Raw genomic sequence first — 14712 nt, 5'->3', positions numbered from 1 at the left:
TTATCGTTCATTTGCTGTAATATTCGCATTCATAAGCGCTATATTACATCCGTTATTTTAGGCCGTCCCCTACTGCTTGTCAACACAAAAAGCGAATGTTGTAATTTAATCACATATGTATTGTTCGGAAAATAGAAAGCCCGCCAAGCTGTTATATAGCTGACGGGTTATCAATTAGGCGAATCAGATATTTTTGTACTTATCAAAGGCATTCGCGGTGTCCGGTATATTTTCCAGATAAACGATCTTCCCTTCTGCATCCAGCCGAGCTTTGTCCACTCCTGTTAGTGTATACACTTCGCCTGTTGCTCTTTTGCCACATACCGCCCATTTGGTTTCATAGGCACCCGATTCTCCGGGAACCGGCTTCCAGCCCTCATACATATGCTTGATGTCGAGTGTTCCTTCAAAGAACATGTCCAAGAAGCTTTTCCAGCTATCCATACCTTGTTTCCGGTCACCGTTCAGCACGAACTCAATTTCGTTGGAGAAAAGGGTGATTAATTGCGCTTTGCTTTTCTCATCATCTCTTGCCAAATCATAATAGTGAAAATAATCTTCCAGGATCTTCATCGTGTTGTATAATTCCTTTCGTGTTGCGCCTCGTTATATGTGTTCTTATGAAAAGGTAATGGCAATTTTACCAACAGCATGATGGGTTTCGCTTAGAGCATGAGCGTCATACAGACCTTTTTGCGAAAATGGAAACGTAGCTCCTACCACCGACCTTACTTTTTTCTGCTCCAACAGGTCGGCAAATTCCTGTAGCTGCTGTCCGTTGGGCTCCACCCATATATTTTTGGCCGTTACGCCGTGCTCCTTGACCAGCACTTCGTCAAAATTGCTAACGATGGATATGATCCGTCCGGTGTGTTTTTTCAGAACTTTAAAGCTGTTTTTCTGAACATCTCCACCCATCGTATCGAATACAACGTCCACATCGGACAGTACATCCTCGAAACGGGTCGTACGGTAGTCAATAATTTGATCGGCTCCTAATGAAGCAAGCATCTCATGATTGCGCTCGCTGGCTGTCGTAATGACATAGGCACCAGCTTGTTTGGCAAACTGGATAGCGAACATGCCGACACCTCCTGCGCCTGCGTGGATCAATAGCTTTTCACCTTTAGCCAGTTGACCATGTGTAAAGAGTGCCTGCCAGGCTGTCAGTCCCGCTAACGGAACAGATGCGGCTTCCTCCCATGAGATCGAGGCAGGTTTACGCGCCAGCAAATGGTCATAATGACGATAGCTTTCATATTCAGTTCCTCCTCGCGTATTTTACATATTCTTCACATTGGTAGACATGCGCTGTAATACATTTGTCAAAGAAACAATTTCCTCATCCGCAAACTCACGTAGCAACTTGTCCTGAAAGGCTTGTCTTTCCTCTGACAAAACTTGCAGCTCTCGAACCCCTGATTCTGTTAGACGAATATAGGTCACACGCTTATCCTGTTCTTTTTTGCTGCGGATAATCAGACCTTCCTCCTCCAGCCTTTTCAGATGCCGGGTTACCGCCGCTCCGTCCAGAACCAGCAAATGCTGAAGCTCCAGCTGACTCAATTCCTGCCGTTGATCAATGTGATACAAAATTTCGACCTTGGTAAAGCTTGTTTTTAATTGTGCTTCAAAAGCAGTATTCATTTCTTTACACAAAAGATGCATGCGGTAAAACAATTGGCTTTTTTCAGAGCAATGTTCGATGGTAGCTCCTCCTCGCAATTAATTGACATATCAATTGATATGTCAATTATTATACACCTCTATTGAAAATATTCAAGCTTTGTGATGGGTGGTTTTCTGTGACAGGTGGTTTATAGAAACACCCAGACAATAATAGAAAATACTCAAGCTAAATGACCCGCCTGAGTATTTTCACTTCGGTGTCCTGCTATAGTTCGGAGTAATGCAATTGAAAAAAGTGTCGTGGTGTATCTGTTCACAGCTGGCAATGATCTCTATAGGTTATAGCGTGTTCATAAATCCAATAATATGAGCTGCCAGCCGCTCATGACCTACCTGATTTGGATGCAGACCGTCAGGAATACCGTTTTCCCCGGTAAAATACATCTGTTTGTGAACAGGCAGCAGCGGTTGAATTCCGGCGATGTTCCACAGGTCGCAGCACGGAAAAGAATACAGCGAAGCCACATCTCTCACAGCCTGCGCATACGCGCTATACACTTGTCCCGTGACTGCATTGGGCAAATGTTCGGGAACCGCATCACTTGATCCGTGGGGCGGTGTCAAAAAGATGATCAGCTTGTCCGGGTAACGGTTAATTAATCCCTCGGCAATATGCTTGAGCGCACCATAAAATGTTCGCGTTTCCGTCGATGTTGTGCCTAAATGACCGAACGGCGTTTCTCCCATGGAAAAGTCATTTCTTCCACCCATAAAAAAGATCACATCCGCATGAGGATTCATTTTCTCATATCGCTCACACATCGGCTCAAAGCCCCCGCTGGCTACACTGCTGCCGGATATGCCGTGATTCTCAAAGCCTTGAAAGCCCAAGACGTCGCTGACGATGTGTGGGTAAGGCTTTTCCCCATCCTTTAATTCATAACCAAAAGTAATGCTATCCCCCAAAAATACTGCATGGCTTCCCTGGTGCTTATTATGATCAGTAGTCATTTGATCCTCTCCTATCCCTTAGATCGTATTATTGATTTCGATAAATTTATGTTCAATTGATGTCATCTTGTGGTTGGGACGGGTTATTAAATATGTATCTATGTAGCCGAAGGTTGGGGGAGTGGACAAATAGGATTTTACATTAAATTGCCGTGCCAGTTTTTTGGACATCAAGGTGATTCCCATTCCCATCAAAACAAACTGCACCATCGTATCAAACACCCCTACCTCCACAACCTCGCCATGAGTCAATTGCATGTCCTGATACATCTTCTCCAATTGCGTAAGATACAGGCAGCCATCCGATAGCACGATAATAGTGGCTCCTTGCAGCACCTGTCTGAGCTCTGAGCCTTCATGGATGCCCTTCCCCACCAGTACCAGATCTTCACGACAACATTTTTGATAATGAATATACGGGCTGGTGGAATAACCTGTGACGAAGGCAATATCGAGTTCACCTTCGAGGATCAACTGCTCTATTTCCGTGGTAGTGCCCGTTTTTAATGTCACAGAAGCCTGTGGGTACAGCTCATATACCTTCGTAAGCGCTCTTGTTGTTTCCCCCGCCACGATGGACTGCATCGTGCCAATGCGCAGCTTTTCCTCCTGCGGTCTCATTTTCATCTCTGTGTCTTGCCATAGCAACAAAATTTGCTTGAACTGAGCGTACAAGGTTTCTCCTGCGGGTGTCAGCTCCATGCCACGGGGCTTTCGATAAAATAATGCTGTGCCGTAATGGGCCTCCAGTTTTTTTATTTTGGCCGTCATGTTCGATTGCAGGTGATTCAGCTTTTGGGCTGCTTCCGTAAGGCTCCTCAATTCTGCTACTGAAACGAATGCCTGCATGTTCTCAATATCCACGTCTCCACCTCCCATCAAATAAAATGATAGCTATATCACAAACAAGCATTATTATTTATGTGTTAAGTGTATTATATTGGCCTTGGGCACTATTTTCCAGCCTCATTTAAAATTTAGGAGGGTTCCGCAGCATGATGAAAAAGAAGATACGTGCAGGAGTGGTCGGGGGATCAATGAATAACAAATGGGCCAGTCAAACGCACATTCCGGCTTTGCTAAAGCATCCGAACCTTGTTATCACAGCCATTGGTACTTCTCGTATGGAGAGTGCACGAAAAAGTGCGGATGAAATAGGTGCGGTATTGGCCTTTGAAGATGCTCAAAAACTTGCAGCTTCCGAAGACGTGGACATGGTGGTGGTGAGCGTCAAGGTTCCCCATCATTACCGGCCAGTCATGGCCGCGATTCAAGAGAGAAAGCATATTTTCTGTGAATGGCCCTTGGGGGCAAATACTGCGGAAGCTACCGAAATGGCTAAGGCGGCGGAACAGGCGGGCATTCATCATACTGTCGGCTTGCAGGCACGGCAGGATCTTGAAGTGCAAACGATGAAAAAGCTGGTGGAAAACGGAACGATTGGTGAAATTGTGTCCTGTCATATGCAAGTATCTACTCGAGGTAAAGGAGGACGAACAGATCAGGATACGGCTTATCTGCTGAATAGAGCCAATGGCGCCAATCTGCTGACGATTAACGGGGGACATTCTCTGGACGCGCTGCAATACATCGTTGGCGAATTCCGTGAGCTATCGGCCATCACATCATCTCGCTATAACGAAGCCACTATTCAGGAAACGGGTGAAGTCATTCCCAAGGATACTGCAGATCAGATTCTGATTCAGGGTTCATTGGAGAAGGGGGCAACGGTATCCGTCCACATTCAGGGGGGAGTGAATCCAAAATTCGAGCTGGAGATTCAGGGAAAAAAGGGCGTTTTGCGCCTGACTCAGAATCCTTCGCTTGGGCATGTTCAATTTGGGAATTTGACGCTCGAAAAACTTGTGTATGATCCAAGCAATAATCAAAATCATACGCCTAATGGCGATTTTGAACCAATCAATATAGCTCGTGAGCCTGATAGTGGCCCGGATTTCGCCAAAGAAGGGGTAACCCTGAATGTAGCCAAGGCTCATGATGTATTTGCCGGGGATATTTTGACGGACACTCATCTCGCTCCCGATTTCAACCATGCCTTAAAGCTACATCAGCTACTGGACCGCATTGAGGAATCGGCTGCAACCGGAAGAAAGATCGTGTGGTAAAAAAGACATCATTAGAACAACAAAACCTTAAAACAAAAGAACCTTCAAAACCACGATAGATGTGGAGTTGAAGGTTTTGTTGTCTTGTTCCCGATGTCATTCATGCAAGCATCAATGTGCTTGTTCGCCTTCCCTAACCCTGTAAACACAGTTTCTTCCCCCCGCCAAAATATACTCTACCCGTTCGATATGAACATTATCTCCAAGAATGGTTTCAAATAAATGTAACTCATTCTTACATAACCCGGTACAAGCAGCAGCAGCTTCACAGATCGGACAATGCTTTTCGATAAACAAAAGACTCCCATCGCCTTGCTCCTTGACCTCGGCCATATAGCCTTCGCTTGTTCGAATATCGGCTAGTTTCTCCAGCTTCTCTCTTACGCCCGATGCGTTACCAAGATGCTGAAGATATTGCTCTTGCATATTCTTATTCCTCACAGACAGCAGCTTTTCTAGCCCCTCGTTTCCGAAAGCCTCTCTCATCGAATTGATCAGACTGACTGACAACTCAGAATATCCGTTTGGAAAAAAACGATCAGCCTCAGGCGTTAATCTCCAGAGCTTTGTGGGTCGTCCCATGGGACGGGCCTCTTCTTCGTAAGTAACCAATCCTTCTTCTTTGAGAGCATTTAAATGTTGACGAATAGCCATACCAGATAACAAAAATTTGGAGGATAGTGTCGCAACATCCATTCCACCTTGCTGCTTTAGCAGATCAATGATCCCTCTCCGGGTACCAGTTGATGAATCCTTATTCGTTTGATTGCGGCTCATGGTGAACCTCCTTTTGAAAGCGACTAGATCTACAACACTCTCTACATTTTAAATAAAAATGTTGACAAAGTCAAAGTTAAACTGTAGTTTAAACTTTATAAACAAAAATGTTTACTAAGTATCCGGATATGAAGTATACATAAAAAATTTCTTGGAGGTCACATTTCATGTCGTCTAATCCTCAAAGTATTTTCAGCCCGCGTTATTTTGCACTGTCCATAGGAATTATCCTGTCGGTGATGGCAGTTGGATTCGAGGGCTTATCGGTAACCACAATTGCCCCTTCCATTGCTGGCGACTTGAACGGCCTTGAACTATTTGGCTGGATATTCAGCACATATCTGCTTGCGCAGATTATCGGGACCCTGGTCGTCGGTCGGATCATTGATAGAAGAGGACCTGCAGCACCGTTCACTTTCGCACTTCTTTTGTTTATCGTCGGGCTGATCGCTGCCGCAACAGCAGGCGATATGTATACCATGATAGGGTCACGAGCCATGCAGGGTTTAGGTGCCGGCGCTATGATGACTTGCGTGTACACTGCAATATCCTTAAGTTATCCCGATGAATTACGTGCCAAAATACTCGGAGCATTCGGTACTGCCTACGTTCTTCCGTCCATGCTTGGTCCATACGTTGCCGGTCTTATCGCAGATCAGTGGTCCTGGCGGTTTGTTTTCTGGGGAATATTACCGATTCTGGTTGTTTCAGCATTGCTAAGTTTACCTGCTTTTAGGAAATTAAAAACAGAGAGAACACAAGGGGACAACGGAGCTACAGCTACATGGTTGGCGTTACTATTAACGATAGGTACGGGGATTTTCTTAATTGGTCTTAGCATGCTGCCGATAATTACAGGGTTTGTTTTAGTCATTATCGGCTTAGTGCTAATGGTATATCCGCTGCGCAAACTGCTACCCAAGGGAACTCTTGCTTTCCGAAAAGGCATGCCAGCTATTCTAGCAACACGTGGGCTGTTCTTCGCTGCCTATACCAGCACACAGAATTTCTTGGTATTGGCTTTAATAGATGTGAAAGGTATTACTCCTTCTCAGGCCGGATTAATTGTAGCGAGTGCTGCACTGAGTTGGTGCGTCATTGCTTATCTGCAAGGACGTTGGGATTCGGCAGACCAAGGTCGTGGACGTCATACAAGAATTATACTGGGTGTGCTACTGCTTGCATTTGGGATTGCCTTCGTATTTTGGGTACCTGTTGTAACTGTTGCCGTTGCGGTTATTGGACAAATCATAGCTGGAATCGGAATCGGCTTGGCACATCCTATTAGCGGCGTTGTGGCATTTTCCCAAACAGGGGAAGAAGGTGTTGGAAAAACTTCGGCAAATTTGCAATTTGCAGATTCTTTTACACCGGGCGTGGTTATCGGAATAGGCGGTTCCATCCTTGTTGTTTGTCAATCTGCTGGGATGTCACTGCAATCAGGATTAATTGTAACGATGGGTTTTCATCTCTTGTTAATCGTAATGAGTTTATTCGCTAGCACTCGGATTACACCACAAACTGAACTAATAAACAGATGAGGAATCCACAATGTTTACCACTTTAAAAGCGAGTATTGACGGAACCGTTCCTTGTCCTTTAAGACATGGAACGGCTACGTAAGTTAGAACAAAAGGGATCAGTCTCCTGTCTATCTAAGCTGATCATGAGAAGGAGGGTATATCAATAATATGTTGACTACAGATACTGAGAAACTTTTTACAGCTTATCGTATAATCGGGACTAAATGGATTATTCATATACTATTTTCCCTTTCTCAAGGTCCAAAGCAATTTAGCGAAATTTCCGAAAATGTTCCTTCCATTTCGGAAAGTATCCTCTCTAAGCGTTTAAAAGAGCTTCAAAAGGATAATTTGGTTAAAAGAACTGTAAGTTTGACACGCCCCATACAAACTATTTATGAATTAACACCAAAAGGATCTGCTCTTGCTACATTCATACCCTGTTTAATAGACTGGGTTAACAATGCAGCTAAAAAAAATGACGTTCCAAGGAGGAATTACTACGATGATACAGGTCAGTGAAGCAGCATTCGAAAAAATCGTCGAAATCTTATCAAGTGCTAATGCCCTAAATTCTTTCCTTAGAATAGGCGTTGATGAGGGGGGATGCAGTGGTCTATCCTATTCTCTTATCGTGGATGAGCAGAAAACAGAAGGTGATATCTTATTAAATAAAGGTGAATTTAGTATCTTGGTTCACACTAATAGTATTAAATATATTGAAGGTCTTCAAATTGACTATGAAGAAAGCGGTATGTTAGGCGGTTTCACCTTGAATAACCCTAATGCAAGAGCTTCATGTGGATGTGGAGCTAGTTTCAGAATGGAAAATTATCGTGGCGAAGTTAAAAAATGTGATTGAAAAAAATTGGAAAGGGGAATAGGTTATTTATGTCATTTATAGTATCTGAAAAAGCTATCCATTCTTTTAAAAATGACTGGGATTTAGAAGAGGGCCAATATATAAGAATTTATGCGAAATATGCAGGTGGAGGCTCAGAAGCATTCTCTATTGGTATAAATTCAAGTGCTATACCAATTGATCCAGCTTTAGTTAAATCTATTGGTGGATTTTATTTCTTTATTGAAAAAACTGATTCTTGGATTTTGAAGGACGAATTTCTTAAAATTGATAGTAATGAAGAAGGTATATTTTTAAATAAAATCTCATGTTGAGACTATATAGGACGAACTTTTCTAGCTTTTCTTTTAAATCTTACATGTGAGTAACTTAAGGAGAGAATTTCATGAAGATTTTTGAGAATCAAATACCTTTGGAAAAGTTAAAATTAAATGAGCCATTAAAAAACTACACTTATGTAAGGATAGGTGGTAAAGCAGACATGCTTATCCATCCAACAGTGAAAGAAGAAATTATAAAAATCTTGGAAATTGCCAAAATACATCAAATACCTCTGACTGTCATTGGAAAAGGATCAAATATAATTATTAAAGATAGTGGAATAAGAGGAGTAACTCTTTCTCTGAGCCATTTCCATCAAATTAAAGTCAGCGAGCACAAGATTATTGCACAAAGCGGTGCAAATATTATAGATGTCTCAAGGATCGCTTTGGATAACACCTTAACTGGTCTAGAGTTTGCATGTGGAATACCAGGTAGTACAGGAGGCGCCTTATATATGAATGCGGGTGCTTATGGCGGTCAGATTGCGGATGTTGTCCAAAGTGCGAGTGTTATTACTAAAGATGGAGAAATTATGAATATAACCCGAGAAGAAATGAAACTTGGTTATAGAAATAGTATCTTCAAAACGGATAAATATATAATACTTGAGGTCGAGTTTAAACTCGAAAAAGGGAACAAGGATGTAATTTCCAGTAAGATGAAGAAATTAACTTTGAAAAGAGAAGCTAAACAACCTCTCCAGTATCCCTCTTGCGGAAGTGTATTTAAACGTCCAGAGGGACATTATGTAGGAAAACTCATTCAAGAATGTAACTTACAAGGAACTCGCATTGGGGGAGCTGAAATCTCTACTAAGCATGCAGGTTTTATCATTAATGCAAATAATGCCACCGCCGAGGATTATTTAGAATTAATAAAATTAATAAAAAATAGGGCTCTACACTAAAGTTAGTGCTTGACTTACACTAACCATAGCGAGATTGGTTACATTCAACAAGAAGTCCTTGTACGTAACGTTTTCTGTTGCGAGTGAAATAATGCCGCCGTTGAAAAGCCTTCATTCGGTTGTTTCTGCCATCAACCGCTGCATTCGTCCATCGGCAACGGTGGTAGTTGACGACCTCTGTCCGCCAGTTTCGAATGGTCTTTACGCAGGCGTCAATAGCCGGATGCTGCATTTGCTCCCCTTGAACAAACCAGGTCTCAAGCCAACGATTCGCGGTGTTGACATCCGGCGAACAGTCGTACCATTCATTGAACGATTCTTTCCAGGCATGGGCTTGCCCAAGCAAGGACGAGTAATCTAAAATCTCTTTCAGTTCTTTATGCCTTTCAACGGACAAGGACTCCTCTTTGGGGTTTAGCAACCGATGCTTGGCTTTCAAATTCGCTTTCGCTCGAGAAGAAAGCGTCGTTTGGGTCGTTTTTCGGACGGCTTGAAGCGCCTCGATCACATACCGATGAACATGAAAGCGATCCGCAATACGAATCGCCTTCGGAAAGCATTCCTGAATCCAGGTATGGTAATACGGAGCCAGATCCATCACCACCGCAATGGGACGAAGCTCCAAAAAGAATGAATGCTGCTTCGCATAGGCTCGAAGTTCCTCCAATTTTCGGCCAGGAAGAATATCTAGTAACGCTTCGCCCCTCAAGTTATGAATGCCCGTGTTGTAGGTATGGCCTTTTCGGATGGCAAAATCGTCTACACCCAGCACAAGCTTGGAAGTACAAGCAGCGTCTTGCCACACGCGTTCCTGAAGGCGTTCGCTTGCCAACGCTAACCAGTGTTGGTACTTCGTTTGGAGCGTACTGGCGGGCATGGCATGCAGATCGGCACTGTGCTTAACCGTAGCTGCGGTTGCCGTACGAATCGCTTGCTTTTCAAAGGCGTGGCTGTAACGTTTCCCCGAATCGACGAAGGTGTATTGCCAGACGAATCCACACTGACACTGCTTACAAAACAGTCGGATCGCAGGAACCCGTACATAAATGGATTTACCAAAAGCCTCACCATGGCGAATGGTACGCGCTGGATTGCTCCCTTTCCGAATCACAAAATCAAGTGATCGGCATTGTGGACAAGCTTGCTTATGAGCAACTGGAGAGACCTCCACATGAAGCGTTTGCTCACCCACTTCCAAGACTTTTTCTGTTTTCACCTCTGGCAAGTCAAGCAAAAGATCGGTATACTGATTGTGCATCTGTCATTCCTCGAAGTTGGATTGGTCGCACAACCATCTTACGGAATGTTCAGATGTTTTTCTATTTTTCCAGCATAATTTCTATGTTTTTTCAAGCACTATGTTTTGTGTAGAGCCAAAAATAGAGTACACGATAAATTTAATATTTATTTGGAGACGGAAATAATTATTTTTGGAGAATAATTTCTGTTTATTAGGCATTTTAAATTAGTAGTTCACCTTATTATGCTTAAAAAGCATCAAATATTGAAGAGTAGACAAAGGTAACGGACTAAGTACACTGCATAGCTGATTATATGAATATCTAATAAAACTCCTGAATATATTTTTTGATATGAAGGGGTGTCAAATCCTCAGTTTCAGACACCCTTCCCGACCTAGAATTTTTGAGTAAGCCTGAAATCCTCGATTATCTCATTGATTTTGATCATAAAAAATACTCCCTTCTATTTGCTAAATAACGCAGATAAAAGAGAGTAATTTTTTTGTACTCTATTGTTGCAGGTGTACGTAGAACATCAATGCTGTCAACGCCATAAATCCTTATGTATCAAGGATTTACGAGCGATTAACACCATCCATCATCCCGCCCTATTCCCACTCAATCGTAGCTGGTGGTTTGGAGGTGATATCGTAGACAATTCGGTTGACGTTATCCACTTCGTTAACGATACGTACCGAAATTTTCTCCAGCACATCCCAAGGGATACGCGCCCAATCGGCAGTCATACCGTCGATAGAGGTTACTGCACGAATGCCCACAGTGTAAGAATACGTACGAGCGTCGCCCATAACGCCAACACTCTTCATATTCGGCAAAGCGGTGAAGTATTGCCAGATTTCCCGGTCCAGTCCGGCTTTGGCAATCTCCTCGCGCAAAATATAATCTGATTCACGAACAATCGTAAGCTTGTCCTCTGTGACTTCACCCAGCACGCGAATGGCAAGACCCGGACCCGGGAATGGCTGACGCCATACAATCTCAGGTGGCAGTCCGCATTCTTCCCCAACTTTACGCACTTCATCTTTGAACAGTGCATTCAGCGGCTCGATCAACTTGAACTTCATGTCTTCCGGCAAGCCACCTACGTTATGGTGCGATTTGATCGTCTGTGCCGTGGCTGTTCCACTCTCTACAATATCCGTATACAGTGTACCTTGTGCCAGGAATGTAAAATCGTCGAATTGCTTGGATTCTTCCTCAAAAACGTAGATGAACTCGTTACCGATGATTTTACGTTTTTGTTCCGGATCATCGACTCCTGCCAGCTTGGATAAGAAGCGCTCACGCGCGTCAATTTTGACAACCTTCATATCAAATTTACCAACAAACGTCTCCATTACACTTTCGGCTTCGCCCTTACGCAGCAGTCCATGGTCGATGAACATACATGTCAGTTGATCGCCAATCGCTTTATGAATGAGCATCGCTACAACGGAAGAATCTACACCGCCACTTAAAGCGCACAATACTTTTTTGTCGCCTACCTGCTGGCGGATTTCACGGATCTGGTCCTCGATGAACGACTCCATCGTCCATTTACCATCACAACCGCACACTTCATACAGGAAGTTGCTAATCATCTCATTACCATGAATGGAATGACGCACCTCTGGGTGGAATTGTACCGCGTACAGATTCCGCTCCGGATGACTCATCGCTGCAATCGGCGCACTTTCCGTTCCTGCATCCAGTTTAAAGCCGGATGGCAGATCCGTAACATGGTCTCCGTGGCTCATCCATACGGTCTGACGAGATTCCAGCCCTTTGGCCAATCTCGTATCCTCATTGAATTGCACATCTGCTTTGCCGTACTCACGCTTGCCTGCACGTTCTACCTTACCGTCCAGTTGGTGAGCCATCAGCTGCATACCATAGCAAATACCGAAAATAGGAATTCCCAGATCATAGATTGCCCGGTCGACTTGAGGGGCATTTTCTGCATATACGCTGGAAGGTCCACCTGAGAAAACAATCCCTTTCGGTGCCAGTTCTCTCAGCTTCTCCGCAGGCGTATTGTATGGAAGGAGCTCGCTGTACACGCCGAGGTCCCGTATTCTTCTTGCGATTAACTGGTTGTATTGTCCTCCAAAGTCGAGAACTACAACGATTTCATTAGGCTTATTCATTACCGTGCCTCCCTCAATTGTTCGTTTCATTATACGCAACGATAAAACAAGACGTCAAGAAATCAACCGGAGTTGAGCGGACATGAAAAGATTGTTAAAATGAATTAATTCTAAATTATGAATCTGTTCGTAGGAGTGTAAACGATGGATGTGCTGAAATGGATCGCGCAATTGTTCGAAGAATACGGATACAGCGTCCTTTTTTTCGGCTTGCTGCTGGAATTTATTGCTTTACCTTTTCCCGGGGAAACCACAATGGCTTATGCGGGATATCTCTCCTATTCGGGTACGCTGGATTTTGGAAAGCTGGTGATGCTGGCCTTTTTAGGCACAACCATCGGAATGACCATTACCTACTTTATCGGAAAATGGGCCGGACTCCCCTTTATCCAGAAATACGGTAAATGGGTTTTGCTATCGCCGGACAAGCTTCAAAAAACGCAAAAATGGTTTCAACGTTACGGGTACTGGCTTATTTTTCTCGGATATTTCATTCCTGGTGTCCGACATTTTACGGGTTATTTTGCGGGAATTATCGCTCTTCCCCTGCGTAAATTTGCCTTGTATGCGTACAGCGGCGCTCTGTTCTGGGTCATCCTGTTTCTTGGCATCGGTAAGGTGTTCGGTCCGCAATGGGATGCCATGTTCCATTTGGTAGAGCTGTATGCGCTGCGAATCGTCGTCATCATCGGCATTATCCTTCTGCTATATATCGTTTATCGCTGGAGATCCTTCCTGTTTAGTTCTTTCCGCAAGTCCGACAAATCGGTGAAAACTAGTGGCAAAAACGATCCGGAATAATTAGACATTTGCCGCCTTACGGCTGCGAGCCCTTGTATAGTAAATCGTTATGACGATAGATATCATGACAAATCCTGCTCCGCCAATCAAACCTAACATACGCGGCTCTATGATTTCCACTGCAACCCCGGCTCCAAACATGGATATGCCTATAATCCCTTGACTCCACGCTGTCAGCATGCCCAGCAATGGCCCCTGTAAATACAGCGGGGTCTCCCGCATTAATAGTGTATCCAAACAGATTGCCCCCACCCCGCCAGCCAACGAAATGAAAAAGTAAATGGCGACCGCCGCCCATGCATGATCAATTCCACTTAACCCCATGAGCAAAATTCCCTCCAATAGCAGACATACCAGTCCTCCGCTTAATAAAGAACGGCTGAATAGACGCCCCAGTGCATAGCTGGCAACCAGACCCGCACCCAAAGCGGCGTAAAACAGTCCAATCCCGGCATCCCCCAGCTTAAACTCCTGCACGGCATATACACTGATCAGCACATTATCAATTCCATTGATGAACGGAACCAGTAGCTCGAATGCAATTACGACTTGGAGCGGAAGCGAAATGCGGATGCATTGCAGTATTTGTGACCTACCGAGGATTCGATCATCGAAAGACGTCTGACTTCCACGTGATTCAGTATGAGCATCCGCCCTAGTTACTTCCTCCTTGGTGACGGGCGGGAATGCAATATTGCAGACGATCAGACCTGCAGCGAAAAAACTGGCGGAGTTGAGCATAAATGCGGCCTGTGGTCCAAAAAACGCGGATACGATGCCTCCAGCAGCGGCGCCAATCACCAATACCAGTCCGCTCATCACCTGCTCCAGACTGTTCACCCGCAACAAATCCGACGGTCGGACCAGCAGCGGGATGGACGACTTACGGGCTGGAGCGTACAGCGCTTCCCCACAGGCTAACAGGGTACTGACTCCATAAACGATCCACATATCCTCATTGCTGTGAACACTTAAAAAGGCAAGGGCTGCTCCACCTCTGAGCAGATCCGTGGTCATCATAAATGTGCGTCTGGATATGCTGCTGATAAGCACACCTGACACAGGCGACAGAATTAAAAAAGGAATCACCCTTAATCCCAGCATAATCCCCACGCTGAGTCCCGAGCCAGTAAGCTGATAAATCAGGGCCAACAAAGCGATTTGGCAGAAGCGGTCTCCAATTCCGTTAATGATGCCAGCCACGAATAACTTTTTGTATTGCTTGTTTACCATGTGCTTCAGCTCCAAGTCGATATGATCCACTAATTATATATTAATCTAATTAGCTATATAACTAATTTATAGGGATGAATATACAACCGTCAAGCATAAATTCATATATTCAGAGCACACTAAACCAACTA

Annotated in this window: 15 protein-coding genes and 1 pseudogene; 7 read left to right on the top strand and 9 right to left on the bottom strand. The window is 44.2% G+C overall.

What is annotated here, in order from left to right:
* Positions 1 to 183: 183 nt before the first annotated feature.
* The 5 genes and pseudogenes from QMK20_RS03895 to QMK20_RS03875 all read right to left on the bottom strand — a co-directional run bounded on the left by QMK20_RS03895 (position 184) and on the right by QMK20_RS03875 (position 3504).
* Positions 184 to 573, bottom strand: a complete 390-nt coding sequence (locus QMK20_RS03895) for a hypothetical protein (RefSeq protein WP_283654678.1) — start codon at positions 571 to 573, stop codon at positions 184 to 186.
* A 45-nt stretch (positions 574 to 618) separates the two neighbouring features.
* Positions 619 to 1278 (bottom strand): annotated as a pseudogene (locus QMK20_RS03890) (NADP-dependent oxidoreductase); the annotation flags it as partial.
* Positions 1279 to 1281: 3 nt separating this feature from the next.
* Positions 1282 to 1668: a MarR family winged helix-turn-helix transcriptional regulator gene (locus tag QMK20_RS03885; RefSeq protein WP_404519841.1), complete on the bottom strand. Its 387-nt coding sequence runs from the start codon at positions 1666 to 1668 to the stop codon at positions 1282 to 1284.
* Between the two features lie 300 nt (positions 1669 to 1968).
* On the bottom strand, positions 1969 to 2640 hold the full coding sequence (locus QMK20_RS03880; RefSeq protein ID WP_283654676.1) for an SGNH/GDSL hydrolase family protein: 672 nt from the start codon (positions 2638 to 2640) through the stop codon (positions 1969 to 1971).
* Positions 2641 to 2658: 18 nt separating this feature from the next.
* A complete protein-coding gene (locus QMK20_RS03875; protein ID WP_283654675.1) occupies positions 2659 to 3504 on the bottom strand; it encodes a LysR family transcriptional regulator in 846 nt (281 codons plus the stop codon).
* Between the two features lie 131 nt (positions 3505 to 3635).
* Here QMK20_RS03875 and QMK20_RS03870 point away from each other — a divergent pair, with 131 nt between their 5' ends.
* Positions 3636 to 4766, top strand: a complete 1131-nt coding sequence (locus QMK20_RS03870) for a Gfo/Idh/MocA family protein (protein WP_283654674.1) — start codon at positions 3636 to 3638, stop codon at positions 4764 to 4766.
* A 111-nt stretch (positions 4767 to 4877) separates the two neighbouring features.
* On the opposite strand, the gene QMK20_RS03865 is transcribed toward QMK20_RS03870, so the two are convergent.
* Positions 4878 to 5543 (bottom strand): helix-turn-helix transcriptional regulator, encoded by a 666-nt coding sequence (locus QMK20_RS03865; protein WP_283654673.1) that lies wholly within the window; start codon positions 5541 to 5543, stop codon positions 4878 to 4880.
* A gap of 167 nt (positions 5544 to 5710) precedes the next feature.
* Between QMK20_RS03865 and QMK20_RS03860 the strand changes: the two genes are divergently transcribed.
* The 5 genes from QMK20_RS03860 to murB all read left to right on the top strand — a co-directional run bounded on the left by QMK20_RS03860 (position 5711) and on the right by murB (position 9159).
* A complete protein-coding gene (locus QMK20_RS03860; protein WP_283654672.1) occupies positions 5711 to 7084 on the top strand; it encodes an MFS transporter in 1374 nt (457 codons plus the stop codon).
* Between the two features lie 150 nt (positions 7085 to 7234).
* The gene (locus QMK20_RS03855; protein ID WP_283654671.1) at positions 7235 to 7588 is read left to right on the top strand and encodes a winged helix-turn-helix transcriptional regulator; all 354 of its coding nucleotides are present in this window, start codon (positions 7235 to 7237) and stop codon (positions 7586 to 7588) included.
* Positions 7572 to 7928 (top strand): HesB/IscA family protein, encoded by a 357-nt coding sequence (locus QMK20_RS03850; protein ID WP_283654670.1) that lies wholly within the window; start codon positions 7572 to 7574, stop codon positions 7926 to 7928. The genes QMK20_RS03855 and QMK20_RS03850 overlap by 17 nt, the downstream gene beginning before the upstream one ends.
* A 29-nt stretch (positions 7929 to 7957) precedes the next feature.
* Positions 7958 to 8242: a hypothetical protein gene (locus tag QMK20_RS03845; protein WP_283654669.1), complete on the top strand. Its 285-nt coding sequence runs from the start codon at positions 7958 to 7960 to the stop codon at positions 8240 to 8242.
* Positions 8243 to 8313: 71 nt separating this feature from the next.
* A complete protein-coding gene (murB, locus tag QMK20_RS03840; protein WP_283654668.1) occupies positions 8314 to 9159 on the top strand; it encodes a UDP-N-acetylmuramate dehydrogenase in 846 nt (281 codons plus the stop codon).
* Positions 9160 to 9178: 19 nt separating this feature from the next.
* Here the strand turns inward: murB and QMK20_RS03835 are convergent, their stop codons facing one another.
* Both QMK20_RS03835 and guaA read right to left on the bottom strand, forming a co-directional pair.
* Positions 9179 to 10417 carry an ISL3 family transposase gene (locus tag QMK20_RS03835; protein WP_283652230.1) on the bottom strand — a complete coding sequence of 413 codons (1239 nt, stop codon included), beginning with the start codon at positions 10415 to 10417 and terminating at the stop codon, positions 9179 to 9181.
* 591 nt (positions 10418 to 11008) lie between these two features.
* Positions 11009 to 12547, bottom strand: a complete 1539-nt coding sequence (gene guaA, locus QMK20_RS03830; RefSeq protein ID WP_283654667.1) for a glutamine-hydrolyzing GMP synthase — start codon at positions 12545 to 12547, stop codon at positions 11009 to 11011.
* Positions 12548 to 12691: 144 nt separating this feature from the next.
* Here guaA and QMK20_RS03825 point away from each other — a divergent pair, with 144 nt between their 5' ends.
* Entirely contained in the window at positions 12692 to 13348 is a 657-nt protein-coding gene (locus QMK20_RS03825; RefSeq protein ID WP_283654666.1) for a DedA family protein, read from the top strand.
* Here the strand turns inward: QMK20_RS03825 and QMK20_RS03820 are convergent, their stop codons facing one another.
* A complete protein-coding gene (locus tag QMK20_RS03820; protein ID WP_283654665.1) occupies positions 13349 to 14581 on the bottom strand; it encodes an MFS transporter in 1233 nt (410 codons plus the stop codon).
* Between the last annotated feature and the right edge of the window lie 131 nt (positions 14582 to 14712).

The organism is Paenibacillus sp. RC334 (genome assembly GCF_030034735.1).
Taxonomy (GTDB): domain Bacteria; phylum Bacillota; class Bacilli; order Paenibacillales; family Paenibacillaceae; genus Paenibacillus; species Paenibacillus terrae_A.
The sequence above is the reverse complement of the archived record's forward strand: the minus strand, read 5'-3'. Positions and strand labels throughout refer to the sequence as shown.

What these genes read in the sequence shown, in the direction of transcription:
- QMK20_RS03835 (WP_283652230.1), bottom strand. Translation starts at nt 10,417, where the DNA reads ATGCACAATCAGTATACCGATCTTTTGCTTGACTTGCCAGAGGTGAAA.
- QMK20_RS03845 (WP_283654669.1), top strand. Translation starts at nt 7,958, where the DNA reads ATGTCATTTATAGTATCTGAAAAAGCTATCCATTCTTTTAAAAATGAC.
- QMK20_RS03895 (WP_283654678.1), bottom strand. Translation starts at nt 573, where the DNA reads ATGAAGATCCTGGAAGATTATTTTCACTATTATGATTTGGCAAGAGAT.
- QMK20_RS03865 (WP_283654673.1), bottom strand. Translation starts at nt 5,543, where the DNA reads ATGAGCCGCAATCAAACGAATAAGGATTCATCAACTGGTACCCGGAGA.
- QMK20_RS03820 (WP_283654665.1), bottom strand. Translation starts at nt 14,581, where the DNA reads ATGGTAAACAAGCAATACAAAAAGTTATTCGTGGCTGGCATCATTAAC.
- QMK20_RS03870 (WP_283654674.1), top strand. Translation starts at nt 3,636, where the DNA reads ATGATGAAAAAGAAGATACGTGCAGGAGTGGTCGGGGGATCAATGAAT.
- murB (WP_283654668.1), top strand. Translation starts at nt 8,314, where the DNA reads ATGAAGATTTTTGAGAATCAAATACCTTTGGAAAAGTTAAAATTAAAT.
- QMK20_RS03855 (WP_283654671.1), top strand. Translation starts at nt 7,235, where the DNA reads ATGTTGACTACAGATACTGAGAAACTTTTTACAGCTTATCGTATAATC.
- QMK20_RS03825 (WP_283654666.1), top strand. Translation starts at nt 12,692, where the DNA reads ATGGATGTGCTGAAATGGATCGCGCAATTGTTCGAAGAATACGGATAC.
- QMK20_RS03885 (WP_404519841.1), bottom strand. Translation starts at nt 1,668, where the DNA reads ATGCATCTTTTGTGTAAAGAAATGAATACTGCTTTTGAAGCACAATTA.
- QMK20_RS03880 (WP_283654676.1), bottom strand. Translation starts at nt 2,640, where the DNA reads ATGACTACTGATCATAATAAGCACCAGGGAAGCCATGCAGTATTTTTG.
- QMK20_RS03860 (WP_283654672.1), top strand. Translation starts at nt 5,711, where the DNA reads ATGTCGTCTAATCCTCAAAGTATTTTCAGCCCGCGTTATTTTGCACTG.
- QMK20_RS03850 (WP_283654670.1), top strand. Translation starts at nt 7,572, where the DNA reads ATGATACAGGTCAGTGAAGCAGCATTCGAAAAAATCGTCGAAATCTTA.
- guaA (WP_283654667.1), bottom strand. Translation starts at nt 12,547, where the DNA reads ATGAATAAGCCTAATGAAATCGTTGTAGTTCTCGACTTTGGAGGACAA.